Source organism: Nocardioides sp. GY 10113, from assembly GCF_004919105.1.
GTDB lineage: Bacteria > Actinomycetota > Actinomycetes > Propionibacteriales > Nocardioidaceae > Nocardioides.
On record NZ_STGK01000001.1, the window covers coordinates 318,493 to 342,079 of the forward strand.

Genomic DNA, 23,587 nt, shown 5'->3' on the forward strand with positions numbered 1-23,587 from the left:
ATGGCGGCGCCGCCGCCCGACGAGAGGAGCACCCGATGAGTCACCCGTCCGAGTTCGGCCACGGCGACGGCGTCCTGCACCGCGCCGCCGACCTGGTCTCCGATGCCCGCCGGGACCTCGCGGCGCAGGCGCGGACCCTGGACGCCCAGGTCGCCGGGGTCCGCGGCCGCTGGGGCGGCGCCGGCGCGGCCGCCTTCTTCCGGCTGCACCAGGCGTGGACCGAGCAGCAGGAGGCCGTGACCGGCGCGCTGGACGGCCTCTCCTCCGCCCTGGTGGAGACCGAGCGCGACAACACCGGCGTCGACGAGGAGGCCGGCACCTTCCTCGCCGACCTCATCGCGCGGCTCGGCGCGGTGCGGGCATGAGCGGCGGGCAGTGGGACGGCCTCCGGGTCGACCACGCCGCGCTCGACGCGGCAGCGGCCGACCTCGCGGCGACGGTGCGGGCGATGGACGCGCGGCTGGACCGGTTGGCGGCCGAGCTCGCGCCCTTGCGGACCGGCTGGAGCGGCGCGCAGCAGGAGGCCTATCGCGCGGCGCAGGCCACCTGGGACGCCGCGATGGCACAGATGCGGGACCTGCTGGCCCTCACCGGTCGGGCCGTCGAGCAGGCCAACGACGCCTACCGGGCCGCCGACCTGCGCGGCGCCGCGCGCTTCGGATGAGCGCCGTGCCCGGCCTGGTCCGGGTCACCGTGGTCGCCGGCCCGCGCCGCGCGGACCTGGCCCTGCCCGCCGGGGTGCCGGTGGCCGAGCTGCTGCCGGAGCTGGCCGCCGGCCTGGTGCGCCCCGGCCCGGCCCGCGGCGTCCGGCTGGTGACCGCCGGCGGCGTACCGCTCGAGGCCGGGGCGGACCTGACCGGCCAGGGCGTCGTCGACGGCGCCGTGCTGGCGCTGGTCGCGGAGGCGGAGGTCCCACCCCCACGCGTGTACGACGACCCGGTCGAGGCGTTGCTGGAGACGACCGCGGCGCGGCCCCCGGCGCGGGTGGCGGGCTGCTCGGCCCCGGAGGTGGGCCTCGCGCTGGTCGCCGTCGCCGCGGTCCTCGCCCTGGCCGCGGTCGTCGGGGCCGCGTTCGGCCTGGGCGGCCTGGGCGGTATCGGTGCGGAGCGGGCGCTCGCGGTCGCCCTGGTCGTCGCGGCGCTGGTGCCGTACGCGCTGCCACGGGCGGCGCTGGCGGCCGCCGACGCCGCCGACCCGACCGCCGGCCCGACCGCCGGCCCGATCGCCGACCCGACCGCGTCCGCCGAGCGGGTCGCCGCCGCCGACCGGCTGCTGCTGACGGCCCTCGGCGGCGCCGCCGCGACGACGGCGCTGAGCGCCCCGGTCGTGGCCGGTCTGGGCGCCGCCGGAGCGCTGCTCGCGACCGACGCCTGCCTGGTGCTGATGCTGTCCGTGCGGGACCTGCGCACGCCCGGCGCGAGCGGCACCACGCGGGCGACGGGGCTGCTCGGCCTCGGCGGGATCGCCGTCGCCCTCGCCCGAGCCCACCCCGGCTGGTCGTCCGCGACCGCGCTGGCGCTGGCCGGCGCCGCGTTGCTCGCGCTCCGGACGACCGCGGGAGCCCGGGCCCGGGCAGCCGGCGGGCTGTCGGCCCCGCGCCGTCGGCGGCTCGCCGACCTCGCCGAGGGCGCCGCGCTCGTCGCCCTCGCGCCGTCGCTGGTGCTGGCGCTGGACGGGACGGCGCCCGGTGCCGCGCTGGTGGCTGACCTCGGGGCTCGCTGGTGAGCGACGCGAGGGAGGCCTGCGAGGCGGAGGCGTTCGCCCGGCGCCGTCGGGTGGCCGCGTTCGCCTACGGCACGGGCATGCCACCGGTCCGCTCGGCGGGCCGGTCGATCGGGGCGGGCGTCGTGGTCGCGCTGCTGCTCGTGCTCGGCACCGCGGCGCTGGCGGCCGTCGGACTCCGATGACGGCCCGGACCCCTCCGGCCTGCCCTAGGGTCGGCACATGGAGCTGGCGGAGGCGCGCGACCTGGCGGCGCTGGCCGAGCGTGCGCACGCGGAGCGCCACCTGCGCGGCGCGGGGAGCGCCGACGAGCTCGCCGCGCGGTCGGCGGACATCGCGGCGGCGCTCGACCTCCTCGCCCGGGACGACCCGGCCGCCGCGGCCGTGCTGGCCGGGTCGCTCTCGCGCTGCTGGCAGGAGTGGGGGCGCGTCGAGGAGGGGCTCGAGCTCACCATCGGGCTGCTGGCCCGGGTCGGCGAGGCCGGCCAGTCCGGCGACCCACGGTGGTCCAGGGCCCACCTGGTGGTCGGCGAGCTCTCCTTCCGGCGCGGCGACCAGGAGGCCGCGCTGGCCGCGACCCGGTTCGCCGCGCTGGGCGCCGCGGCGCTCGACGACCGGGCGCTGCTGGCCGAGGCCGAGACCAACCTCGCGCGCATCGCGTTCCGCGACGGCGACGCGCCGCGGATCTTCCGGCACGCCCGCCGGGTCCAGGCCCTCGCGGACGGCGACGCCCGGCTGATGACCAAGGCGACCCACATGCTGGGCTGGGCGTCGTACACCGCCGGTGACCTCGCCACGGCGATGGAGCGGTTCGAGGAGAACGCCGAGCGGTACGGCGATCTCGGCGACGACCTGGGCGCGGCGATGGAGTGGGCGAACCTCGGCGACCTCGCACTGGAGGCCGGTGACCACCAGGCGGCGGCACGCTACCTCGCGGCGGCGTTCGCCACCCCCGGGCTGGCCGACGACGGCTACCTCGCTCCCAGCCTGGTCCGCAGTGCGGGGGTGCTGCTGGGTGCGCTCGGCCACGACGAGCGCTCCCTGGAGCTGCTGGCGGCGGCCGACGCCGCCTACCGCGCGGCCGGGCTCGAGCCCGACCCCGGGGACGACGCCGCCGAGGAGGTCGAGCGCGGAGTCCGCGAGCGGCTCGCCGAGCGGGAGGCGGAGATCGCGACCCGCGGCGCGGCGATGGGCCGGGGCGAGTCGTTCGCGGCGGCCCGCGCGGCGCTCTCCGGCCTCGCGGGGCCGGCCGGCGGCTGAAAAACGCGAACGGCGCCGACTGCTGTCGGCGCCGTTCGATCTCCGGCGGAGGTAGGGGGATTCGAACCCCCGAGGGCTGTTAACCCAACCCGCTTTCCAAGCGAGCGCCATAGGCCACTAGGCGATACCTCCGCGGAGGAGGCTACCTTCCCGGGCCCGGTCGGCAGAAATCGGCCCGACACCTCCCGCTAACGTCGCAGGCGTGCCGAGCTACCTGACGATCCGCCACGACGTGGCGACGGAGATCGAGGTCAAGCGGTCGCGGTTCCTGTGCACGCTCGAGCGGGTCGGCGACGAGGCCGCGGCCCGTGCGGTGGTGGAGCGGCTGCGGCGCGAGCACTGGGACGCCCGGCACCACTGCTCGGCCTTCGTCCTCGGCCCGCCGCCGGTGCCGGTGGAGCGCTCCTCCGACGACGGGGAGCCGGCCGGCACCGCGGGCGCGCCGATGCTGGAGGTGCTGCGCGGAGCGGGGCTCTCGGACGTGGTCGCGGTGGTCACCCGCTGGTTCGGCGGCACCCTGCTCGGGGCCGGCGGCCTGGTGAGGGCGTACGGCGACGCGGTGCGCGAGGCGGTCGCCGCCGCCGGCACGGTACGGCGGTCCCTGGTCCGCGAGCACCTGCTGGTCCTCGAGCACGCCGACGCCGGGCGGGTCGAGTCCGAGCTGCGCGGGCGCGGGGTGACGGTGCTGGACACGGCCTACGCGGACCGCGTCACGCTGCGCCTCGGCGTACCGCCGGAGGAGGAGGCGGTGCTGGCGACCGCGCTGGCCGAGCTGACCGCTGGAGCGGCCGCGACGACGGTGGCCGGGGAGCGCTGGGTGGACGCCCCGGGCTGAGCCGCCCGGCCCGGACGGGGCGGGTGGCGGCGTTGATTCCGGGCCGCGCCCCCTCGTCGTCTATGGTGGGGCCAACCCCCCGTGTGGCGGCATCTCACCCAACTCCCCCAGGGCCGGAAGGCAGCAAGGGTAAGTGGGCTCTGTCGGGTGCATGGGGGGCCTTACTTTTTCCGGTGCGCGCCCCGCGCCGGGGAGCGGGTCCGGGACTGCTCCCGCGACCGCGCCCGGGACCCTGGCCCGCCTCGGGGGAGACCGCCTGCGGCCTGTCGGGGGCGATGGTTAGGGTTCAGGAGTGGATTCGCCGCTCGCCCTCTACCGCCGCTACCGGCCGGAGACCTTCGCCGAGGTCATCGGGCAGGAGCACGTGACCGAGCCGCTGCGTGCCGCGCTGGCGAACAACCGGGTCAACCATGCCTACCTGTTCTCCGGTCCGCGCGGCTGTGGCAAGACCACCAGCGCCCGGATCCTGGCGCGGGCCCTGAACTGCGAGAAGGCGCCGATCGCGGACCCCTGCGGGGAGTGCGACAGCTGCCGCGACCTCGCCCGGGGCGGCCCGGGATCGATCGACGTGATCGAGATCGACGCGGCCTCCCACGGTGGCGTCGACGACGCCCGCGACCTCCGCGAGAAGGCGTTCTTCGCCCCGGTGAAGAGCCGGTACAAGGTCTACATCATCGACGAGGCCCACATGGTCACCACGCAGGGCTTCAACGCCCTGCTCAAGCTGGTCGAGGAGCCGCCGCCGCACCTGCGGTTCATCTTCGCCACCACCGAGCCGGAGAAGGTCATCCCGACCATCCGCTCCCGGACCCACCACTACCCGTTCCGGCTGATCCCGCCGCGGCTGCTGACCTCCTACCTCTCCGAGCTCTGCGAGAAGGAGGGGGTCGCGATCGAGCCCGCCGCGCTGCCGCTGGTGGTCCGCGCCGGCGCCGGCTCGGCCCGTGACACGCTCTCGGTGCTCGACCAGCTGCTCGGCGGCGCGGGCGCCGACGGGGTCACCTACGCCCTGGCCAGCGGGCTGCTCGGCTACACGCCGGACACGCTCCTCGACGACGTGGTCGACGCCTTCGCCGCCGGCGACGGCGCGGCCGTGTTCGGCGTGGTGGACCGGGTGATCGAGACCGGTCAGGACCCGCGCCGGTTCACCGAGGACCTGCTGCGCCGGCTGCGCGACCTGGTGATCGTCGCCGCGGTGCCGGACGCGCCGGTCACCGGCCTGATCGACGTCGCCGCCGATCAGGGCGAGCGGCTGGTGGCGCAGGCCAACCGGTTCGGCCGTGCCGACCTGACCCGCGCCGCCGACCTGGTCGCGGCGGGTCTCACCGACATGCGCGGCGCGACGGCTCCGCGGCTGCTGCTCGAGCTGATCTGCGCCCGGGTGCTGCTGCCCGGCGCCGACCACAGCGCCGAGGGCGTGATGGCCCGCCTGGACCGGCTCGAGCGCCGGGTGGCGATCAGCGGCACCCCGTCGGCGCCGGCGCACTCGGCGGTCGACGACGTGCCCGGCCAGGACCGGCCGCAGCCCTCGCGCCACGAGCGCGCCGCCCCGGAGAGGCACCCGGACCCGGTCGAGCGTCCCGCTCACGCCGCGCCGGCGCCGCCTGCGGCCGCGGCCGCCGCCCCGGCGGCCCCGCCGGTCCAGACGGAGCCGGCCGCCGAGCCCGTGCTGTCCAGCCGGCCGCCGGCTGCGGCCGCCCCGGCCGCCCAGGCTGCCCAGGCGGCTCCCGAGGCTCCGTCGAGCCCTCCCGCGCCGCAACCGCCGGCCGCCGCGCCCGCCGCGCCCGTGGCGCCGGCCGCACCCGCACCGACGCCGGCACCCCCCGCGCCCGCGCCCGCCGCGCCGGCCGCGACCGGTGGCCTCAGCCTGGTCGACGTACGCCGCCTGTGGCCCGAGGTGATCGACCGGTCCAAGTCGGCCAAGCGGCTGACCTGGATCCACCTCACCCAGAACGCGCAGGTCGTCGGGTACGACGGCGGGACCCTGACCCTCGGCTTCGCCAACGCCGGCGCCAAGGCGAGCTTCGACGCCGGCCCGAGCGCGGACATCGTGCGCCAGCTCGTCATCGACGTGATCGGCTCCGAGGTGAAGGTCGAGACGATCGTCGACCCCGGAGCCGACCCGGGTGCGGCCCCGCCGCCGCCCCGCGACGCCGCGCCCGCTCCGGCGCGCGCCCCCGAGCCTGCCCCGCCGGCCGCGGCCCCGACGGCTGCGGCGCCCGCGCAGGCTGCCGACGGCTCGCCGCCGCCCTGGGACGCGGAGCCGCCGGCGTGGACGGACGAGGCCGGCGCCCCGCCCGACGACGGTTCGCAGCGACCGCAGATGTCGCGCCGCGCGATGGTCGCGGAGATCCAGGCCGAGGCGGAGGCGCCGCGGATGGACCCGGACGCCGCCGTCGCGATGGACGACGCCGAGGTCGACGCGGAGTCGGGAGCCGAGCTCCTGGCCCGCGAGCTCGGCGCCAAGGTGATCGAGGAGATCCCCAACGAGTGAGGCCCCGGCCCCACCCAGACCCAGCAACGCCAACCAGCACCGCAGACCCGAGGTGACCTGAGATGAGCAACAACCCCTTCGACGCGCTCGGCGGCGGCCCCGGTGGCCTCGACCTCGGCGCGCTCCTGCAGCAGGCCCAGCAGATGCAGGAGGACATGATGGCCGCCCAGCAGCGGCTGGCCGCGGCGACGGTCGAGGGCACCGTGGCCGGCGGCGCGGTGACCGTGACCGTCAACGGCAGCGGCGAGCTGACCGGCGTCTCGATCCGTCCGGAGGCCGTCGACCGGCCCGACGACGCGCTCGAGGGCGGTCTCGAGGACGCCCTCGAGGATCTCGGCGACCTGATCGTGGCCGCCTACCGCGACGCCCGCGCCCAGATCGACAAGCTGGCCGAGGAGACGCTCGGCCCGCTCGCCGGTGGCATGCCCGAGATGCCCGACATCCCCGGGATGCCCGGCCTCCCCGGCTCGGGGAACCCGGGGCAGCTCGGCTTCTGAGCGCCGGATCCGACACCCCGGCCCGGCGACGGGCGACAATGTCCGGGGCAGAATCACCAGGCCGGCATCCGCGGGCCGGAACAACCAGGCAGGACACAGATGTACGAAGGCGTCGTCCAGGACCTCATCGACGAGCTCGGGCGGCTGCCCGGGGTCGGCCCGAAGAGCGCCCAACGGATCGCGTTCCACCTGCTCCAGGCCGACCCGGTCGACGTGAAGCGGCTCGCCGACGTCCTGGTCGAGGTCAAGGAGAAGGTGAAGTTCTGCACCGTCTGCTTCAACGTCTCCGAGGACGAGCAGTGCCGGATCTGCCGTGACCCGCGGCGGGATCCGTCGGTGCTGTGCGTGGTCGAGGAGTACAAGGACGTCGTCGCGATCGAGCGGACCCGTGAGTTCCGCGGTCGCTACCACGTGCTCGGCGGCGCGATCTCGCCCATCGACGGCATCGGACCCGAGCAGCTGCACATCCGCGAGCTGCTCACCCGGCTCGGCGACGGCGCGGTCACCGAGGTCATCCTGGCCACCGACCCGAACCTCGAGGGCGAGGCCACGGCGACGTACCTCACCCGGATGCTCGGCCCGCTGGGGTTGCGCGTGACCCGTTTGGCGAGTGGACTGCCGGTGGGCGGCGACCTCGAGTACGCCGACGAGGTGACCCTGGGTCGCGCGTTCGTGGGCCGCCAGGCCGCGACCTGAGAGACGATGGCGGCGAGCACCACCACGAGCACCACCACGAGCACCACGACCAGCACCACCACCAGCACGACGACGGGAACGAGGGGAGGAGTCCGATGACGGAGAACGCGACCGAGCAGCTGCCGGGGTTGGCCGCGCTGGAGGCTCTGATCGCCGCCGAGGCGGAGGCGGTCCGGCTGGCCGACGACATCGCCGCCTCGATCCGCTCGTTCCTCGACGGCCTGCGTGCCGTCGCGGCCGAGGCGACCGGCGGCCAGGCCGTCGCGCTGCTGCTCCTCCAGATCAGCCAGATCGCCCTGACCGGCGCCCGGCTCGGGGTCTACCGCGACTTCGAGCCTCGCGAGGAGTACCAGCCCGACGACGGGCCCGATGCCGACCCCGACGAGCTGCGGATGCAGCTGGCCGCGCTCCTCGGCGACCTGGACACCTACAGCTACGTCTTCGACCCCTACCAGCCCGAGGTGGTCGAGGGTCAGCTCTCCGACGACCTGGCCAGCATCGCCGCCGACCTCGAGGTCGGGTTGCGCCACCACGCCGCGGGCGACGTGGAGGAGGCGCTGTGGTGGTGGCAGTTCTCCTACGTCTCCTCGTGGGGGACGCTCGCCGGGGTGGCGCTCAACGCGCTGCTCTCGGTCGTCGCCCACGACCGGCTCGACACCGAGGTCGAGGACCCGGTCGAGCAGGAGCAGATCGAGGTGGCCGAGACGGTGCTGGACAGTGGCCAGGCGGACTGACGACCGTCGGTAGAATCGCCGTCGGTCCGTCACGGGCCGTGTTCCCTTCCCCGCAGAGCCAGGAGTGAGCCCCAGTGGGCATCGTCGTCCAGAAGTACGGCGGCTCGTCGGTCGCCGATGCAGCCGGCATCAAGCGCGTCGCGCAGCGCATCGTCAACACCAAGAAGCTCGGCCACGAGGTCGTCGTGGTCGTCTCGGCGATGGGGGACACCACCGACGAGCTGATCGACCTCGCCAACGAGGTCTCCCCGCTGCCGCCGGCCCGCGAGCTCGACATGCTGCTCACCGCCGGTGAGCGGATCTCGATGGCCGTGCTGGCGATGGCGATCCAGAACCTCGGCCACGAGGCGCGCTCGTTCACCGGCTCCCAGGCCGGCGTGATCACCGACGACGCGCACGGCCGGGCCAAGATCATCGACGTCACCCCGGGCCGGATCCGGGCCGCGATCGACGAGGGCGCGATCGCCATCGTCGCCGGCTTCCAGGGCGTCTCGCAGACCACCAAGGACATCACCACGCTCGGCCGCGGCGGCTCCGACACCACCGCGGTGGCGCTCGCGGTGGCACTGGACGCCGAGGTCTGCGAGATCTACTCCGACGTCGACGGCATCTTCACCGCCGACCCGCGGATCGAGCCCAGGGCCCGCAAGGTCCCCCGGATCTCCTACGAGGAGACCCTGGAGATGGCCGCGCAGGGCGCCAAGATCCTGCACCTGCGCTGCGTCGAGTACGCGCGCCGCTACGACATGCCCATTCACGTCCGCTCCTCCTTCTCCGAGAAGGAGGGCACCTGGGTCGTCAAGGCCGAGGACGTCGCACAGGAGGACTCCATGGAAGCCGCGATCATCACCGGCGTCGCCCACGACCGCAGCCAGGCCAAGATCACCGTGGTCGGCGTGCCGGACAAGCCGGGCGAGGCGGCGGCGCTGTTCCGGGCCGTCGCGGACGCGCAGATCAACATCGACATGATCGTGCAGAACGTCTCGGCCGCCGCGACCAGCCTGACCGACATCTCCTTCACCCTGCCCCGCGGTGAGGGCCAGACCGCGATGGCGGCGCTGGCCGCCGTCCAGGAGACGATCGGCTTCGAGTCCCTGCAGTACGACGACAGCGTCGGCAAGGTCTCGATCGTCGGCGCCGGCATGAGCTCGGCACCGGGCATCTCCGCCCGCTTCTTCGAGGCGCTCTCCGACGCCGGGGTCAACATCGAGATGATCTCCACCTCCGAGATCCGGGTCTCGGTGGTCGTCAGCGAGACCCAGGTCCAGGACGCCGTCAACGCCGCGCACGCCGCGTTCGACCTGGGCTCGGACGAGATCGAGGCCGTCGTGTACGGCGGGACGGGACGCTGATCGACATGGGTATCAACATCGGTGTGGTCGGCGCGACCGGCCAGGTCGGCGTCGCGATGCGCCAGATCCTGCTCGAGCGGGAGTTCCCGGTCGACCAGGTCCGGTTCTTCTCCTCGGCCCGCTCGGCCGGGAAGGTGCTCGCCTTCGGTGACCGCGAGGTCGTGGTGGAGGACGCCGAGACCGCCGACCCGACCGGGCTGGACGTCGCGCTCTTCTCGGCCGGCGCCACCGCGTCCCGCGCGTTCGCGCAGCGGTTCGTCGACGCCGGCGTGATCGTGGTCGACAACTCCTCGGCGTTCCGCAAGGACCCGTCGATCCCGCTGGTCGTCTCGGAGGTCAACCCCGAGGCCGCGCGCGAGGTGATCGAGGCCGGCCGCGGCATCATCGCCAACCCGAACTGCACCACGATGGCCGCGATGCCGGTCCTCAAGCCGCTGCACGACGAGGCCGGCCTGGTCCGCATGATCGCGTCGACGTACCAGGCCGTCTCCGGCTCCGGCATCGCCGGCGTCGAGGAGCTGGCCAACGGGGTCGCCGGCGTCGGGGAGAAGGCCCGCGAGCTGGCCTACGACGGCGAGGCCGTCGCCTTCCCCGAGCCGGGTGTCTACAAGAGGCCGATCGCCTACAACGTGCTGCCGTTCGCCGGCAACCTGGTCGACGACGGCCTGAACGAGACCGACGAGGAGCAGAAGCTCCGCAACGAGTCCCGCAAGATCCTCGGCATCCCGGACCTGCGCGTCTCCGGGATCTGTGTCCGGGTGCCCGTCTTCACCGGCCACTCGCTGGCGATCAACGTCGAGTTCGAGCGCGCGATGACCCCGGAGCGGGCCACCGAGCTGCTGGCCGCCGCCCCGGGCGTCGAGCTGGCCGACATCCCGACCCCGCTGCAGGCGGCCGGCAAGGACCCGTCGTACGTCGGTCGGATCCGCCAGGACCCGGGCGTCGACGGCGACCGCGGGCTGGCGCTGTTCGTCTCCAACGACAACCTGCGCAAGGGTGCGGCGCTGAACACGGTGCAGATCGCGGAGCTGATCGCCGCCTCCCGCTGAGCCTTGGGTCGTGTGCCTGAGCACCCCGAACAGGGAGGCGTCAGGCACACGACCCGACACGGGGAGGCGCGCCGTCAGCCGGCGGCGCGGGTCCCGTTTCCGCCGGGGTCCGCGACCGGTGCCGTCGCCGTGGGCGCCTGGACGCCGCGCGGCGTCTCCGGCTCCCGCCCGTGGTCGGCCGGCGCGTCGTCGTCCGCCAGGTCCTCGGCCCACAGCCCGTCGTCCCACAGCGGCCGGGTCGACGCCTGGTCCCGCGCCTGGTCCCGCGACCGGTCCCGCGACTGGTCCGGGCGGCGCGCCTCGGCCGGTGGCGCCTCCAGGCTGCGGTCCAGGAAGCTCAGGAAGTAACGCTCGGAGAAGCCGACCAGGAAGGCGGCGACGATGTAGGGGCCGGGCGTGGTGATCCCGACGCCGTTCACGACGCCCGAGCTGAGGAAGAAGTACATGACCACGGCCGCGATGGCGCCGAAGAGCGGCTTCAGCGTCATCCACTTCAGGCTGCGCCGGTAGTCCTGCAGCGTGGTGCTCGACCCCCGCACGGTGAGCATGCCGCTGACCACGCCGCCCACGGCGCCGACCACCGAGAGGCTGACGGCGCCGAACATCAGGTCGAACCAGTCCGCGGACGCGAAGGTGCGGACCGGCCAGATCAGCTGGCCGTCCGATCCGCGCTGCACGCTGGAGACGAAGGGGACGATCGCGAGCAGCAGCAGCCAGCCGATCCCGACGTACCAGACCGCCTTCGTGAGGCGACTGACCTGCAGGTCGTCCTCGATCAACCGCTTCTCGTCCTGCTCGCTGAGGTAGGTCAGCGCGTCCTTGACCGCGGTCTCCACCTGCTCCCGGCGGTGCTGCCTCAAGCCGCTGATGGCCAGGCAGAGGTTCTCGACCTCGGCGTGCGGGACGTCGTCGAGGCCGCGCAGGCGGTTGCGCAGGGTGTGCAGCCGGTAGCGCATCAGGTCGGCGCCGTAGAGCGAGACGAGGGCGCGTTCGGAGAGGGAGAGCAGGTTGGCGACCGAGGTCAGCATCACCCGTCGCGCCTCCAGCTGCGACCGCGCCTCGCGGAGCAGGTCGGCGCAGACCACCCCGGCCTCGCGCTGCGAGTCGGTGCCGCCGCTGCGGACCCCCGGCCAGGCCATCAGCAGGTCGCCGCGGATCCGCGTGTAGCGCGAGAGCAGCAGGCTCACCTGGCTCGCCTTGTACAGGCTGTGCCGGTAGGCGCGCTGGCTGCTGACAGGCCCCGGGTCGCGGAACCGGGCGACCGCGTCGGGGGCCGCGTCCGGGGCGGACCTGGCCTCGCGTCGGTACCAGAACGAACCCCGGCCTCCGGTGGGGTGGGTCGTCTCCGCTGCCGCTTCCATCGCGGTACCTCGCCTCCGGGTCGCCTCGGGCGGTGGCGACGCCTCTACCAGGGAGGAAGGCCGGGTCGGGGCCGCTGATACATGCGGTCCCCGCGTTCGTGGTGCCGGTGGCTCAGGCCCCGTCGGCCTCGACGAAGGTCCTGGTCACCCACACCGACCCCGTGTAGGCGGCGACGCCGAGCAGCGGGATCACGACGATCATCGACCAGTGGTCCATCACGTCGACCAGGAAGAGCAGCGAGAGCACGGCCACGATGCCGACGGCGAGGAAGCTGCTGCTGCCGGGGTCGGTGACCTGGAAGGCCCGCAGCAGCGCGCTGCCGAGGAAGACGCCGAGCACGAACGTGGCCAGCAGCAGGAGGAGGCCGGGGCCGCCGCCGCAGGACGCCGTGCCGCGGACCGCCTCGCAGCCGCGCAGCGCGAGCCAGGTCAGCACCACCAGCGCGGCGCCGACCACCGCCCCGGTGAGGGCGGCGGCGCGGTAGGGGCTGAGCAGCGGGGCCTCGTCCTCCTCGACCTCCCGGGGGGCCGGCGGGCGCAGCGCCTGGGCCGCGGCCGCGGCGACCCGCGCCGTCCAGGATGGTGCCGGCGCGGTGTCGGTGGACGCCTGCTCGATCGTCGCGGCGGCCGGCTCCGGACGCTCGGCGACTCTGGTCGCGGTCGGCCGGGGCGCCGGGGATGCCGGGGGTGCTGGTGAGGGCTTCGCCGCGGCTGCGGGTGCCGTGCGGGCGGGGGCCGGGTCCTCGATCACCACCGTGGGCTCCTCGAGCACCACGGTCGGCTCGGCCTCGGTGTCGACCGGCTCCGCCGCGACGACCGGCACCGGCTCGGGGGTCGGCGCGGGCTGGGCCTCCGGCCCGGGAGCGGGTGCGGCGGTCGGCTTGGCGGTCGGCGTGGGCGTGACTGCGGTGACGGGCGGCGCCGCCGGGGGCTTCTGCGCGGCTGGAGCCGTCGGCGGGGCCGGGGGCTTCTGTGTGACCGGGGGCTGCTGTGCGGCCGGCGGCGTCGGCGCCGCCGCGGGGTCCTTCTTCTTGCGACCGAACAGCTTCGGCGGCTCCAGGCTGAGCCTCAGCTTGTCCTGCTCGTCAGACATGGTGTGCAGTGTGTCACGTTGTCGCACCTAGTGCCGGCGGCCGCCGAAAACCCGGGGCCGGTCAGCCGACCAGCTGCTGAAGGATCGTCGGGTCCTTGATCCGGTCGTCACGGGCGAGCAGCACGACCTTGGCCACGACCTCCGCAGTGCGCGGGTCCTCGTCGGCGAACGGGAGGAAGATCCGGCCCCGGTGCTGGGCCGAGACCGGAACGATGCAGATCGCGTTGCCGGGGACCCGGTGCACGACGCCGGAGCCGAGGTGGATCGAGTAGGTGCCCAGCGCCCCCTTCACCCGGACGTGGTGGCCGCCGACCTCCAGGTTGGTCAGCCCGAGCAGGTCGGCCGTCTCCGCCACCAACCGCGCGCGGACCGCGATCGAGGACTCCGATGCCTCCGGGTCGACCCCGCCGGAGTGCGCGACGGAGACCACCAGATCCAGGTCGCGCATCGTCTCGGAGAAGACCCGCGGCGGGACCTCGGCCAGCGGCAGCGGCTCCCAGCGGCCGGGGTGGTGGAAGGTGACGCTCCGGATCGTCGCGTCCTCGACCTCGGCGGCCGAACCCCAGCCGTCGAGCAGGTGGCACCAGGCGGTGATGCGGAGCGGGTGGAAGGTACGCGAGAACCCGACCTCGAAGTCGGCCACCCAGCCGCGCGCGGTGAACAGGCCGCCGGCCCGACGGGACTCGACCTGGTGGCCGTCGTAGCGACGGGAGGCGCGGCCGTCGTCGTCGCGCTCGTTGTCGTTGAGCGTGTACAGCTCCCGGAAGAGCTGCTTGAACGGCTGGCGCCGCTCGGCGCCCATCAGCGCGTGCTGGAGGTCCGGCCACTCGCCGGAGCCGAGCAGGTCGGTCGGGTGCGCGATTCGCAGGCTCCCGGTCGCCGGCCGGGCGGTGCCGTCGGCGGCGCCCAGCATGCCGTCGGGGCGGGCGAACCCGACCCGGCCCGCGCCGTCGACCAGCACCAGGTCGCGCAGCATCGGGGCCAGGACGGGGTGCCGCTGGAGGTCGGCCAGCTCGGCGGGCTCGAACGCCTCGCCGAGCACGCAGGATGCCTCCAGCGAGGCCCGCATCCGGCTGATCTGCTGGCGCAGCGGCCTGGCCCGGTCGCGCAGCGCCGCGATCTCCGGCACCTTGGCGCTCTTCGCTGGGACGGACCTCAGCGCTCGCCCGGCACGGTTCACGGTGAGCTCCGGCGCGCCGTGGACGATCGCCAGGCGGACCTCCAGATCCCCGTCGTACGCCGACAGCGGACCCGCCGCGAGGTCCCGCACCGCCTCGGCCTCCATCGCCCAGACCAGCCGCTGCGGGTCGCGGAACCCCGCTGTGCGGGCCAGGTTCTCCAAGCCGATCTCGACCGCGGCGGTCTCCGAGGAACGCCGCTGGGACCCCGAGGTGCGATCGGAGGCGACGAATCCGCGGAGCAGCTCGTACCGCTCCAGCAGGATCCTGCCATCGAGATCGTCGGCGAGGGAGAGCAGGCCGAGAGCGCGGACCGAGTCCTGGTGCCGCTTGCTGGTGATCCGCTCGACGAGGGCGGCCGGGTCGGTCCGGCCGAGCAGCGTGGTGGCGAAGAGCTCGGCCCGCTTGTGCCCGGCGCCCGAGGCGGCGAACTTGGCCGCCTTCAGCACCTGCGCGAACCGGTCCGCACCCAGCAGCGCGCAGGTCTCGCGGAACCAGGTGACGTCGGCCGCTCCGAGCAGCAGGTCCTGGGCGTCCAGCGGCGTGCGCTGCGAGACCTCGCTCTGCCACTGGGCGCGGACGTGCTGGTCGACGGTCCAGGCGTCGTCCTTGGTGTGCGCGTGCACCCACCAGACGGCGGACTCCAGGCCGCGCCAGCCGAGGTGCTCCTCGATCAGCCGGGCCCACTGCGGGGCGTAGAGGGCGGTCTCGACCAGCCGCCGTTCGGTGATCCCGGCGGCGACGACCAGGCGGCCCAGCTCGGCGCCGGTGTCCTGGGGCAGCGGCTGGCTGACCCGGACCAGGTGGGAGAGGCTGCTCGTGCGGTCCGAGGCGCGGGCGTAGCCGCGGGTGAAGGAGCCCTTGCCGAGCGCGCGGAGGAGGCGCACCAGGTCGGCCGCCCCGTACACGGTGCGCAGCTCCTGGGCGGTCGCGTTGAGTGCGTTGGGCAGGTCGCCGCGGCCGACCTCGTCGTCCACCGCCGCTGCCCGGACGAGGGAGACGACCGACTGGATCCGCTCGTCCGCCGCCCACGGCTCGAGCCGCAGGCCGGTGAAGGTGCCGACCGCCCGCGGCCGTGGGGGGTGGTGGGCCGTGACCTGGGCGGCCGGGACCACCAGCGCGTCGAGCAGGTCGCCCCGGACGGCGTGCCCGCGGCGCACGGCCTCGGCCAGGAGTCGGGCCGGCACCGGCCAGCGGCCGGGCTGGTCCGGGACCGCCCATGCCTCGCCCGGTGCCCCGTGCCCGTCGCCGCGGGCGACCATGACCGTCGGGCCGTGCCAGCGGTCGAAGGTGCCCTCGGGCTCGTCCACGAAGCGCAGCGCCCGCCAGAGCCGGCCGACCTGCTCGTCGCTCAGCGCAGCCGGGTCGAGCCCGACGCCGCCGAACAGGTCGCGGAAGGCGGCGCGGTCGTCGGACCGGTCGGCGTTCTCGCCCCACCGATCCCGCTCGACCGGTCGCCCACGGCGCTCCAGCACCGCGGCCGGCGCGTAGATGCGGTCCACCGGCAGCGCTGCGGCCACCTGGTCGACGAGGTCGATCAGCGGGTCGGCCCACGACGGGCGGCGTGCGTGCCGGGCGACGGCGTGCAGGGCGGCCCACCGCAGCCCCCAGGGCGGGACCGCGGCGATCTCGTCGGCGACGGGGCCGAGGACGGTCCGGCGCACGTCGCGGATCCAGCGCGGGTCCTCGTCCCGGTCCAGCCACCGATTCAGGTGGCCCAGCAGCTCGACCTCGACGCCGCCGTCGGTCAGCTGAGGGCCGATCCGCTCCCACCACGGCCCGAGGACCTCGGGGATCGGCAGGCCGCCGTCCCGGCTCCGTAGCCAGCGGAGGTTGGCGAGCAGCTGCACCCCGTCGTCGGTGCGCACCTCCACGTCGGCGTGCTCGTCCAGCCATGCGGTCAGCGACGTCCAGGTGAGCCGGAAGCGGTCGTGCAGCGGGACCCAGCGGCTCGGGGGAGGGGGGACCGGGCGCCGCGCAGGTGTGCGCTCCGCGACGGTCCAACGCAGCGCCGGTGGCACCTCGCTCCCACCGGCCGCCCCTCGCGCGTCGCCCCCGACGCCCTCCGGGCTCGCGCCGGAGCGCCTGCGCAGCTCGGCCGCGGCTCGCTGCTGTGCGTCGGTGCCCGCGGCCAGCCGGTCCACCGTCGCGACGATCGCCGGCGCGGGTTGCCGGGCCAGCAGGGTCAGCGCCGCCGTGCGCAGGTCGGACGTCGTGCGCTGGAGCGCTGCCTCGAGGAGCCGAGCCTCGTCCTCGGTGAAGGCGTCGATCGAGCTCAGTGCCTGGGCGGCCTGTTCGCGCACCCGCGCGGCGCGGTCGCTGACGAGCAGGGAGAGCAGGCCCGTCCGGTGGCGCTCCGGGTCGTGGGACAGGGCGTAGGCCGCGAAGAGCCGCCCGTCCACCGTGGCCGCCGCGAGCAGGCCGGGATCCAACGGGCTGCCGTCCGGGTGGGAGATCAGCACGTCGGCGGCGAGTGCGGAGCCCACCTTGCGCGGCAGGCGGCCGATCAGCCCCGTCTCGATGTCGCGGGTCGTACCGAGGGCGTCCATCCGGGCGCGCAGCGCGTCCCGGACCGCAGGCGGGAGGGGAGGCTCGTAGTCGCCCTGCATCGCCCGGTAGGGGAGCACCGCCGGCCACGCGGCGACCGCGGCGGCGTACACCGGGAGCGCCGGGTCCGCGATCGCCCGGGCCAGGGCCGGGCGCGCCGCGGGCAGGCGGATCTCGGCCAGTACGCGAGCAGCGGCGAGCCGGATCCGCTCCTCCGAGCTGGCCTGCAACTGCTCGGCGGCGGCGATCGCGGCACCGACGTCGCGGACCGCGAGCGCCCAGAGGCCGAGCATCGCCTCGGCCGGGTCGCCGTCACGCAGGTCGGCACCGCTCGGCGGTCGGCGCAGGTGGCGCCGGAGCGTCCCGACGGCGTCGGTGACCTGCCGCTCCTGGCGGACGGTGAGCTCCTCGCCGATCCACACCCCCAGCGCGCGCACGGTGCTGGCGAAGCGGGCCAGGCCGTGCTCGGCGACGGCATCGAGGACCGCCGCGAAGGCGTCGGGGTGGCCGAGGTCGGCCGCCTCCAGGATCGTCTGTCGCAGACCCTCCTGGCGCTGCGCGGTGACCAGCAGCCGGGTCACCTCGGCCCAGCCGGCGGGGTCGGGGGCGGCCAGCAACCCGACGAAGGCGTCCGCACAGGGCCCGCCGATCGGGTGCTCGCCGCGGACCGCGGCGACCAGCGATCTCGCGATCGCGGTGTCGCCGCCGGCGATCGCGGACGCGAAGAGGGAGCCCAGCGGGACCCCGTGATCGTGGAGGTGGAGGGCCCAGTCCGCGTGCCACGACAGTGGCTGCGGGTACTGCACCGCGTGCCGGATCAGCCTCCGCAGCTCCTGCCAGCGGGCCCACAGGGAGTCGGTCGGAGCCGGGGACCGGAAGGCGCGGCGGGCCCAGCCGCGCTGGTAGGCCTGGCCCGCGGACCACTCCCACCACCGGGAGATCTCGGCACCCAGGTGGGGCGCCACCGCGGAGATGACCTTCGTGCGCCGGGCCAGCGGGAGCGCGTCGAGCTGCTCGGCCACGGGCTGCCACAGGCGGGTGTCCTCGATCGCCCGGACCAGGTCCTTCGCCAACGCAGGCGCGAGCAGCCCGCGTACCGGCCCGCCCCAACGGCGGTCGGCCTCGGGCACGGCGTACCGAGCCAGCTCGGCGGCAGCCGCCTTCCGGGAGAGCACCTCAGCCCCCGGCCAGCGCGACGAGCCGGACCAGTCGCAGCGAGGACTCCGGGCGGACGGTCAGCGGCTCGTCGAGCGCCTCGACCTGGACGCCGTCGAGGAAGACGAAGTAGAGCCCGTCCGTGTACGCCTCCTGTGCCCGCGCGACCGCCTCCGCCTCTGGTGGAGGCTCCGGGGTCGCCCGCCGTTCCCGTCCGTAGGAGCCGTCCGCAGCGCCGCGGGCGAGGTCGGCGGGTGTCAACACCTGGAGCGTGCGGCTGGCGCCGCGCCGTGCCCGGTAGCCGGCGAGCTCGTGGCGGACCAGGATGGCCAGCAGGGCCCGCAACGTGGTGGCGTCGGCGGGCACCGGGATCTCCACGACCTCGGTCTCCTGGGCGCCGACGACCTTCGTCTCCACCATCATGGGCCTCACGGTGGCAGCACCGCATCGGACGGGTGGGCGTTTTGGCGAAGGCGTGACCTCCGCGGCCGCGCACCCTCGTCGCGCCCGGCCGGGCGTGACAGGATCGCCGCCATGGCGATCAACCCCACCGGCGAGGACCTGAAGGCCTTCCTCGAGGCCGACCCCGACGCTCCGGTCGTGATGCTCAACCTGCTCCGGTTCGCCGAGGGCGGCGGCCGCAGCTACGGCCGGTACGGCGAGACCGTGACGAGCACCCTGCTGCCGCGGTACGGCGGGGAGGTGCTCTACGCCGGCAAGGGCGACTCGCCGTTGGTGGCCGAGGCCGGCCAGGACTGGGACGCGGTGATGCTGGTCCGCTACCCCTCCCGGCGCGCGTTCAGCCAGATGATCGCCGACCCCGAGTACCAGGCGGTGACCCACCTGCGCACCGAGGCGCTGGTGGAGGCGGTGCTGCAGCCGACCACGCCGACCCTCTGAGGAGAGGTGCGCCGGAGGCTCCACCGTGGCGCTGCGCTCCGAGATGCCGAACACCCGGTCCCACTCGCGTGGAACCGGGTGTTCGTGCAGCGTCGGGCTGACAGGATTTGAACCTGCGGCCTCCTCGTCCCGAACGAGGCGCGCTACCAAGCTGCGCCACAGCCCGCTGCGGTCTCAGGTGCTCCCTGCGACCGGCGCAACCATACCGGAGCCGGTCGCGGAGCACGCAATCGAGGCCGACTGCTGGACGCGGACCGCCCTCACGCCCCCGCGCGCGGCAGCAGGGTGAGCACGGTCGCCTCGGGCCGGCAGGCCACCCGGACGCGGGCGTAGGGGCTGGTGCCCAGGCCGGCGGAGACGTGCATCCAGCTCGACCCGGTCTCGCCCTCCCGGGACTCCGCGGGGTGCCGGTGCAGGCCGCGGGCCCGCGCGGGCTCCAGGTCGCAGTTGGTGGTCAGCGCGCGTCCGCCCGGCAGGCAGACCTGGCCGCCGTGGGTGTGGCCGGCGATGATCCCGTCGTACCCGTCGCGGGCGAACTGGTCGAGCACCCGGAGGTACGGCGCGTGGGCGACCCCCAGGCGCAGGTCGGCGTCCGGCTCGGCCGGACCGGCCACGGCCGCGAGGTCGTCGTAGTCCAGGTGCGGGTCGTCGACGCCGGCGAACGCGAGCCGGGCCTCGCCGACCTCCAACGTCGCCCGCCGGTTCGTCAGGTCCACCCATCCGGCGTCGGTGAGCCCGGCCGTCAGGTCGCGCCACGGCAGCTCGGCCACGTCGGTGTGGCGCTTGCCGTCGTCGGGCAGCAGGTAGCCGAGGGGGTTGCGCAGCCCCGGCTCGAAGTAGTCGTTCGAGCCGTGCACGAACACGCCCGGGCGGTCCAGCAGCCCGGACAGCGTGTCCAGCACCACCGGCACCGCGTCGCGGTGGGCCAGGTTGTCCCCGGTGTCGACGACCAGGTCGGGGCGCAGTGCGGCGAGGTCGCTGATCCACGCCTGCTTGGCGGCCTGGCCCGGGGTCATGTGGATGTCGCTGAGGTGGAGCACCCGCAGCGGCCTCATGCCCGCCGGGAGGGTGCGTACGTCGTAGCGTCGCAGCGTGTACTGGCGGGTCTCCCAGACGCCGTACGCCGTCAGTGCGGCGCCGGCGACGGCGCCGGCGCCGACCGCGCGCAGCAGCCCAGGGAGGAATCGCATTCGGCAAGGCTGGCACATCACGGCACAATCAGGCGCATGAGCACCCTGAAGGACCGCCTCCGCACCGACCTCACCGCCTCGATGAAGGCCCGCGACGAGGTCCGCTCCTCGACCCTCCGGATGGTGCTGACGGCCGTCACCAACGCCGAGGTGGCCGGCAAGGTCGCCAAGGAGCTGACCGACGAGGAGATCGTCTCGGTGCTGTCCAGCGAGGCCAAGAAGCGTCGCGAGGCCGCCGTCGCGTTCGAGGAGGGCGACCGGCCCGAGAGCGCCGCCAAGGAGCGCGCCGAGGCCGCGGTGATCGCGGAGTACCTGCCGGCCCAGCTCACCCCCGAGGAGATCGCGGGCGTGGTCGAGGCGGCGGTCACGCAGCTCGGTGTCGCCGGTGAGGGCCCGAAGGCGATGGGCAAGGTGATGGGCGTGGTCCAGCCGCAGGTCAAGGGCCGCGCCGACGGCGCAGCGGTGGCCGCCGAGGTCCGCCGCCAGCTCGGCGCCTGACCGCCCCACGTCACTCGCCCGGGAGCTCCCGGAAGCCGACAACGCCCCCTCGGTCGCGACCGAGGGGGCGTTGCGTTGCGCGCGGGCGGTGTCAGCGACCACCGCGGCCGGGGCCGCGGCCGTTGCCCGGCGGGCCGCCGCCGTTGCCGCCGCCGTTGTTGCCGCCGTTGTTCTTGTTCTTCTTCGGCGGCTTCGGCGCGACGTACGGGGTGCCGTCGGAGACCTTGAGCACGATCGTGCTGCCCGAGCCGGTCAGGGTGCCGGCACCCGGCTCGGTGTAGGCCACCGTGCCCTCGGCGAGGCTGGAGTCGACGTACCCGCCGTTGGCGACCCCGAACCCGGCGTCCTCCAGGATCGCGGTGGCGCCCTCGACGGACTGGCCGGCCACCGACGGAACCGGGATCAGCACGCCCTTGATGTCCTCGGCACTCGGCTTGGTGAACGAGTCGCCGGGCAGGTCCTGCGCGATCGCCTTGAAGGTGTCGCCCCAGATCGGGCCCGCGGTGGTGGAACCGGACGTGCTCCGGTAGTAGCCGGCGATCTTGACGCCGTCCAGCGATGTCGGCGAGCCGGCGGAGTTCACGCCGGCGACGACGGCGGAGCCGGCGAGGTTGGGCGTGTAGCCGGTGAACCACACGGAGTTGTTGCCGCTGCTGGTACCGGTCTTGCCCGCCGAGGGGATGCCGGGGCTCAGCGCGGCACCGAAGCCGCCCGGCGCGGTGACGCCCTCGAGCACGTCGTTGACCGCGTCCGCGACCGAGGCCGGGAGCACCTGGTTGCACTTGGGCTCGTACTTCTTGAGCACGTTGCCCTCGGCGTCCTCGATGCTGGTCACCGGTCGCGAGTCGCAGTGCAGGCCGCGGCCGGCGAAGGTGGCGTAGGCCTCGGCCATCTCCAGCGGGCTGGCGTCGGTGGGGCCGAGCGTGAACGAGGGGATCATGTCCTGGGCCTTGCTGCCGAGGCGCACGCCCATCTTCTTGGCCAGGTTGTACGGCTCGCACAGGCCGGTGCGCATCTCGAGCTGGGCGAAGAACGTGTTCACCGACAGCTGGGTGCCGGTGTACAGGTTCGGGTTGTGGTTGGCGCCGTCGAAGTTCTTGACGTCCCAGGTTCCGTAGCCGTACGTGCTCCCGTCGCAGACCTTGTACTTGGACTCCTGCACGACCATCTGGGCGGGGGAGTTGATCGTCGTGGTGAGCGGGATGCCCTGGTCGATCGCGGCGGCCAGCACGAACGGCTTGAAGTTCGAGCCCGGCTGGAAGCCGTTCGCGTCGCCGTACTCCTTGGGCACGGTGAAGTTCAGGAAGCTCTGGCCCTTCTCCGAGCCCATCGGCTTGGACTGGGCGAGCGCGCGCACCTCGCCGGTGCGCGGGACGACCAGCGCCGTCGCGCCGACCGCGGAGTCGGTGGCGAAGACGTGGCTCTTGACCGCGTTCTGGGCCGCGGTCTGCATCTTCATGTCGATCGTGGTCCTGACCGTGAGGCCGCCGTTCCACAGCAGCCGCTCGCGGGCCTTGGCGTTGGCGCCGAGCGCCTTGTCCTGCATCAGGTAGTTGACGACGTAGTCGCAGAAGAACTGCGCCGGGGAGTTCACGCAGCCGCGCGGCTTGGGCTTCACGTCGAGCCCGAGCGGCGTCTTGGCGGTGCGCTGCGCCTTCCGGTCCGGGATGACGCTCAGCTCGGCCATCCGGTAGAGCACCACGTTGCGCCGGTCCCGGGCGCCTTCGGCGTTGTCGGTGGGGTTGAGCGCCTCGGGGCTGCGCACCAGGCCGGCCAGCAGTGCCGACTGCCGCAGGTTCAGGTCCTTGGCGTTGACGCCGAAGAAGTGCTGCGCCGCGGCCTGGATGCCGTACGCGCCGTCGCCGAAGTAGACGGTGTTGAGGTACTGCTCGAGGATCCAGTCCTTGGTGTGGCGCTTCTCCAGGGCGATCGCGTACCGCAGCTCGCGGATCTTGCGCGCGTAGGAGTCGTCGGTCGCGCGCCGGATCGCCTTCTTGTTGCCGTCGGCCTGGTTGATCAGGGTCTGCTTGACCAGCTGCTGGGTGATCGAGGAGCCGCCCTGGACCACGCCGTTGGCGGCCTGGTTGGTCAGCAGCGCGCGGAGCGTGCCGCGCAGGTCGAGGGCGCCGTGCTGGTAGAAGCGGTAGTCCTCGATCGCCAGGATCGCCTTGACCATGGGGCGCGACATCTGTCGCAGCGGGACGTTGACCCGGTTCTGGTCGTAGAGCGTGGCGATGACCTGGCCGTCCTTGTCCAGGATCTCGGTGCGCTGCGGGAGCTGCTCGGTGGCGAGCTCCTTGGGGAGCTTGTCCATCTCGGAGGCGACGTTGCGCGCGGTGAGGCCGACGACGCCGGCGAACGGAATGGCCAACCCCGAGACGACCACGCCCAGGACGGCCGAGACCGCGATCATGACACCCAGGTGAGACATCACCTTGGGCAGGGGCAGACGGTCTGTCCTGGGGCGGGGCATGAGGTCAGGGTACGGGACCGTGCCGAGGGGACGGAGTTCTCGCACCAGCACGTGGATGTCGGGGATGACCAGCTGCCTTGTGATCCGTTGGAAACAAGCGCCTAGTCATTAGTGACTAGGAATCTTGGGCCCAATGAGCTCTATCGAGAACTTGACGTATTCCTTTACTTTGTCTGCACGGGGCTGGGAACCAAGGCGCTGTGGGGGCGTCGTCCCGGCTCCAGACGGGGACGATCAACATGTGGGTTGAGGATTGGGCACTCCGTGCCGCCTGCCGTGACGAGAAGCCGGACCAGCTTTTCGTTCGAGGCGCGGAGCAGAACAAGGTCAAGCAGGTGTGCGCCGGTTGCTCGGTGCGGACCGAGTGCCTGGCCGAGGCGCTGGACAACCAGATCGAGTGGGGCGTCTGGGGCGGCATGACCGAACGGGAGCGTCGGGCGCTGCTGCGCCGCCGGCCCGGGGCGTCGTGGCGCAAGGTTCTCGAGTCTGCGCGCGACGCGCAGCTCGCCAGCGGTCACTGACCCCGACGCGTCGCGGCTGAGCCCACCGGATC

At 74.2% G+C, this 23,587-nt stretch carries 21 protein-coding genes, 2 tRNA genes and 1 other RNA gene; 16 read left to right on the forward strand and 8 right to left on the reverse strand.

The annotated features are described in order from the left end of the window. Positions 1-35 precede the first annotated feature (35 nt). From E8D34_RS01310 to E8D34_RS01330, 5 genes are read left to right on the forward strand one after another with little or no spacing between them, the layout of a single operon-like run. Complete coding sequence (locus E8D34_RS01310; RefSeq protein ID WP_136592755.1) at positions 36-365, forward strand: WXG100 family type VII secretion target; 330 nt, start codon at positions 36-38, stop codon at positions 363-365. Beyond that, on the forward strand, positions 362-664 hold the full coding sequence (locus E8D34_RS01315) for a WXG100 family type VII secretion target (protein WP_136592756.1): 303 nt from the start codon (positions 362-364) through the stop codon (positions 662-664). The genes E8D34_RS01310 and E8D34_RS01315 overlap by 4 nt, the downstream gene beginning before the upstream one ends. Then, positions 661-1,725 (forward strand): EsaB/YukD family protein, encoded by a 1,065-nt coding sequence (locus tag E8D34_RS01320; protein WP_136592757.1) that lies wholly within the window; start codon positions 661-663, stop codon positions 1,723-1,725. Before E8D34_RS01315 ends, E8D34_RS01320 begins: the two co-directional genes overlap by 4 nt. Then, positions 1,722-1,907, forward strand: a complete 186-nt coding sequence (locus E8D34_RS01325; protein ID WP_136592758.1) for a hypothetical protein — start codon at positions 1,722-1,724, stop codon at positions 1,905-1,907. The genes E8D34_RS01320 and E8D34_RS01325 overlap by 4 nt, the downstream gene beginning before the upstream one ends. Positions 1,908-1,944: 37 nt before the next feature. Further along, positions 1,945-2,982 (forward strand): hypothetical protein, encoded by a 1,038-nt coding sequence (locus E8D34_RS01330; RefSeq protein WP_136592759.1) that lies wholly within the window; start codon positions 1,945-1,947, stop codon positions 2,980-2,982. Between the two features lie 46 nt (positions 2,983-3,028). Here the strand turns inward: E8D34_RS01330 and E8D34_RS01335 are convergent. Then, positions 3,029-3,114, reverse strand: a tRNA-Ser gene (locus E8D34_RS01335). Positions 3,115-3,184: 70 nt separating this feature from the next. Here E8D34_RS01335 and E8D34_RS01340 point away from each other — a divergent pair. From E8D34_RS01340 to E8D34_RS01375, 8 genes are all read left to right on the forward strand, one after another. Beyond that, positions 3,185-3,817, forward strand: coding sequence for a YigZ family protein (locus E8D34_RS01340; protein ID WP_136592760.1), 633 nt, complete (start codon positions 3,185-3,187; stop codon positions 3,815-3,817). Positions 3,818-3,890: 73 nt separating this feature from the next. Then, positions 3,891-3,981, forward strand: an RNA gene (ffs, locus tag E8D34_RS01345) — signal recognition particle sRNA small type. Between the two features lie 128 nt (positions 3,982-4,109). Beyond that, complete coding sequence (locus E8D34_RS01350; protein WP_136592761.1) at positions 4,110-6,311, forward strand: DNA polymerase III subunit gamma and tau; 2,202 nt, start codon at positions 4,110-4,112, stop codon at positions 6,309-6,311. Between the two features lie 62 nt (positions 6,312-6,373). Continuing rightward, positions 6,374-6,808: a YbaB/EbfC family nucleoid-associated protein gene (locus tag E8D34_RS01355; protein WP_136592762.1), complete on the forward strand. Its 435-nt coding sequence runs from the start codon at positions 6,374-6,376 to the stop codon at positions 6,806-6,808. A 99-nt stretch (positions 6,809-6,907) separates the two neighbouring features. Beyond that, positions 6,908-7,504, forward strand: coding sequence for a recombination mediator RecR (gene recR / locus E8D34_RS01360; RefSeq protein WP_136592763.1), 597 nt, complete (start codon positions 6,908-6,910; stop codon positions 7,502-7,504). A 95-nt stretch (positions 7,505-7,599) separates the two neighbouring features. Beyond that, entirely contained in the window at positions 7,600-8,238 is a 639-nt protein-coding gene (locus tag E8D34_RS01365; RefSeq protein ID WP_136592764.1) for a DUF5063 domain-containing protein, read from the forward strand. Between the two features lie 74 nt (positions 8,239-8,312). Continuing rightward, a complete protein-coding gene (locus tag E8D34_RS01370; RefSeq protein ID WP_136592765.1) occupies positions 8,313-9,590 on the forward strand; it encodes an aspartate kinase in 1,278 nt (425 codons plus the stop codon). A 5-nt stretch (positions 9,591-9,595) separates the two neighbouring features. After that, the gene (locus E8D34_RS01375; protein ID WP_136592766.1) at positions 9,596-10,639 is read left to right on the forward strand and encodes an aspartate-semialdehyde dehydrogenase; all 1,044 of its coding nucleotides are present in this window, start codon (positions 9,596-9,598) and stop codon (positions 10,637-10,639) included. A gap of 74 nt (positions 10,640-10,713) precedes the next feature. On the opposite strand, the gene E8D34_RS01380 is transcribed toward E8D34_RS01375, so the two are convergent. The 4 genes from E8D34_RS01380 to E8D34_RS01395 form a co-directional block, all read right to left on the reverse strand. Next, on the reverse strand, positions 10,714-12,000 hold the full coding sequence (locus tag E8D34_RS01380; RefSeq protein WP_136592767.1) for a hypothetical protein: 1,287 nt from the start codon (positions 11,998-12,000) through the stop codon (positions 10,714-10,716). Between the two features lie 112 nt (positions 12,001-12,112). Then, a complete protein-coding gene (locus tag E8D34_RS20660; protein WP_168929293.1) occupies positions 12,113-13,093 on the reverse strand; it encodes a hypothetical protein in 981 nt (326 codons plus the stop codon). Between the two features lie 61 nt (positions 13,094-13,154). Beyond that, positions 13,155-17,993, reverse strand: coding sequence for a DUF4132 domain-containing protein (locus E8D34_RS01390; protein WP_136592768.1), 4,839 nt, complete (start codon positions 17,991-17,993; stop codon positions 13,155-13,157). A gap of 1 nt (position 17,994) precedes the next feature. Continuing rightward, on the reverse strand, positions 17,995-18,396 hold the full coding sequence (locus tag E8D34_RS01395; protein WP_136592769.1) for a hypothetical protein: 402 nt from the start codon (positions 18,394-18,396) through the stop codon (positions 17,995-17,997). 111 nt (positions 18,397-18,507) lie between these two features. Here E8D34_RS01395 and E8D34_RS01400 point away from each other — a divergent pair, with 111 nt between their 5' ends. Next, entirely contained in the window at positions 18,508-18,873 is a 366-nt protein-coding gene (locus E8D34_RS01400) for a DUF1330 domain-containing protein (RefSeq protein WP_136592770.1), read from the forward strand. A gap of 92 nt (positions 18,874-18,965) precedes the next feature. Here E8D34_RS01400 and E8D34_RS01405 read toward each other — a convergent pair. Beyond that, positions 18,966-19,039, reverse strand: a tRNA-Pro gene (locus E8D34_RS01405). Between the two features lie 94 nt (positions 19,040-19,133). Next, on the reverse strand, positions 19,134-20,063 hold the full coding sequence (locus E8D34_RS01410; RefSeq protein ID WP_168929294.1) for a metallophosphoesterase: 930 nt from the start codon (positions 20,061-20,063) through the stop codon (positions 19,134-19,136). A 36-nt stretch (positions 20,064-20,099) separates the two neighbouring features. Between E8D34_RS01410 and E8D34_RS01415 the strand changes: the two genes are divergently transcribed. Further along, positions 20,100-20,561, forward strand: coding sequence for a GatB/YqeY domain-containing protein (locus E8D34_RS01415; RefSeq protein WP_136592772.1), 462 nt, complete (start codon positions 20,100-20,102; stop codon positions 20,559-20,561). Positions 20,562-20,652: 91 nt separating this feature from the next. On the opposite strand, the gene E8D34_RS01420 is transcribed toward E8D34_RS01415, so the two are convergent. Further along, positions 20,653-22,974, reverse strand: coding sequence for a transglycosylase domain-containing protein (locus tag E8D34_RS01420; protein WP_240771024.1), 2,322 nt, complete (start codon positions 22,972-22,974; stop codon positions 20,653-20,655). 299 nt (positions 22,975-23,273) lie between these two features. Between E8D34_RS01420 and E8D34_RS01425 the strand changes: the two genes are divergently transcribed. Next, on the forward strand, positions 23,274-23,555 hold the full coding sequence (locus tag E8D34_RS01425; protein ID WP_136592774.1) for a WhiB family transcriptional regulator: 282 nt from the start codon (positions 23,274-23,276) through the stop codon (positions 23,553-23,555). Positions 23,556-23,587: the final 32 nt, after the last annotated feature.

Coding starts and splice junctions, on each gene's coding strand:
- E8D34_RS01365 (WP_136592764.1), top strand. CDS start 7,600: ATGACGGAGAACGCGACCGAGCAGCTGCCGGGGTTGGCCGCGCTGGAG.
- recR (WP_136592763.1), top strand. CDS start 6,908: ATGTACGAAGGCGTCGTCCAGGACCTCATCGACGAGCTCGGGCGGCTG.
- E8D34_RS01425 (WP_136592774.1), top strand. CDS start 23,274: ATGTGGGTTGAGGATTGGGCACTCCGTGCCGCCTGCCGTGACGAGAAG.
- E8D34_RS01420 (WP_240771024.1), bottom strand. CDS start 22,974: ATGATCGCGGTCTCGGCCGTCCTGGGCGTGGTCGTCTCGGGGTTGGCC.
- E8D34_RS01315 (WP_136592756.1), top strand. CDS start 362: ATGAGCGGCGGGCAGTGGGACGGCCTCCGGGTCGACCACGCCGCGCTC.
- E8D34_RS01415 (WP_136592772.1), top strand. CDS start 20,100: ATGAGCACCCTGAAGGACCGCCTCCGCACCGACCTCACCGCCTCGATG.
- E8D34_RS01375 (WP_136592766.1), top strand. CDS start 9,596: ATGGGTATCAACATCGGTGTGGTCGGCGCGACCGGCCAGGTCGGCGTC.
- E8D34_RS01395 (WP_136592769.1), bottom strand. CDS start 18,396: ATGATGGTGGAGACGAAGGTCGTCGGCGCCCAGGAGACCGAGGTCGTG.
- E8D34_RS01355 (WP_136592762.1), top strand. CDS start 6,374: ATGAGCAACAACCCCTTCGACGCGCTCGGCGGCGGCCCCGGTGGCCTC.
- E8D34_RS01410 (WP_168929294.1), bottom strand. CDS start 20,063: ATGCGATTCCTCCCTGGGCTGCTGCGCGCGGTCGGCGCCGGCGCCGTC.
- E8D34_RS20660 (WP_168929293.1), bottom strand. CDS start 13,093: ATGTCTGACGAGCAGGACAAGCTGAGGCTCAGCCTGGAGCCGCCGAAG.
- E8D34_RS01310 (WP_136592755.1), top strand. CDS start 36: ATGAGTCACCCGTCCGAGTTCGGCCACGGCGACGGCGTCCTGCACCGC.
- E8D34_RS01380 (WP_136592767.1), bottom strand. CDS start 12,000: ATGGAAGCGGCAGCGGAGACGACCCACCCCACCGGAGGCCGGGGTTCG.
- E8D34_RS01330 (WP_136592759.1), top strand. CDS start 1,945: ATGGAGCTGGCGGAGGCGCGCGACCTGGCGGCGCTGGCCGAGCGTGCG.
- E8D34_RS01320 (WP_136592757.1), top strand. CDS start 661: ATGAGCGCCGTGCCCGGCCTGGTCCGGGTCACCGTGGTCGCCGGCCCG.
- E8D34_RS01400 (WP_136592770.1), top strand. CDS start 18,508: ATGGCGATCAACCCCACCGGCGAGGACCTGAAGGCCTTCCTCGAGGCC.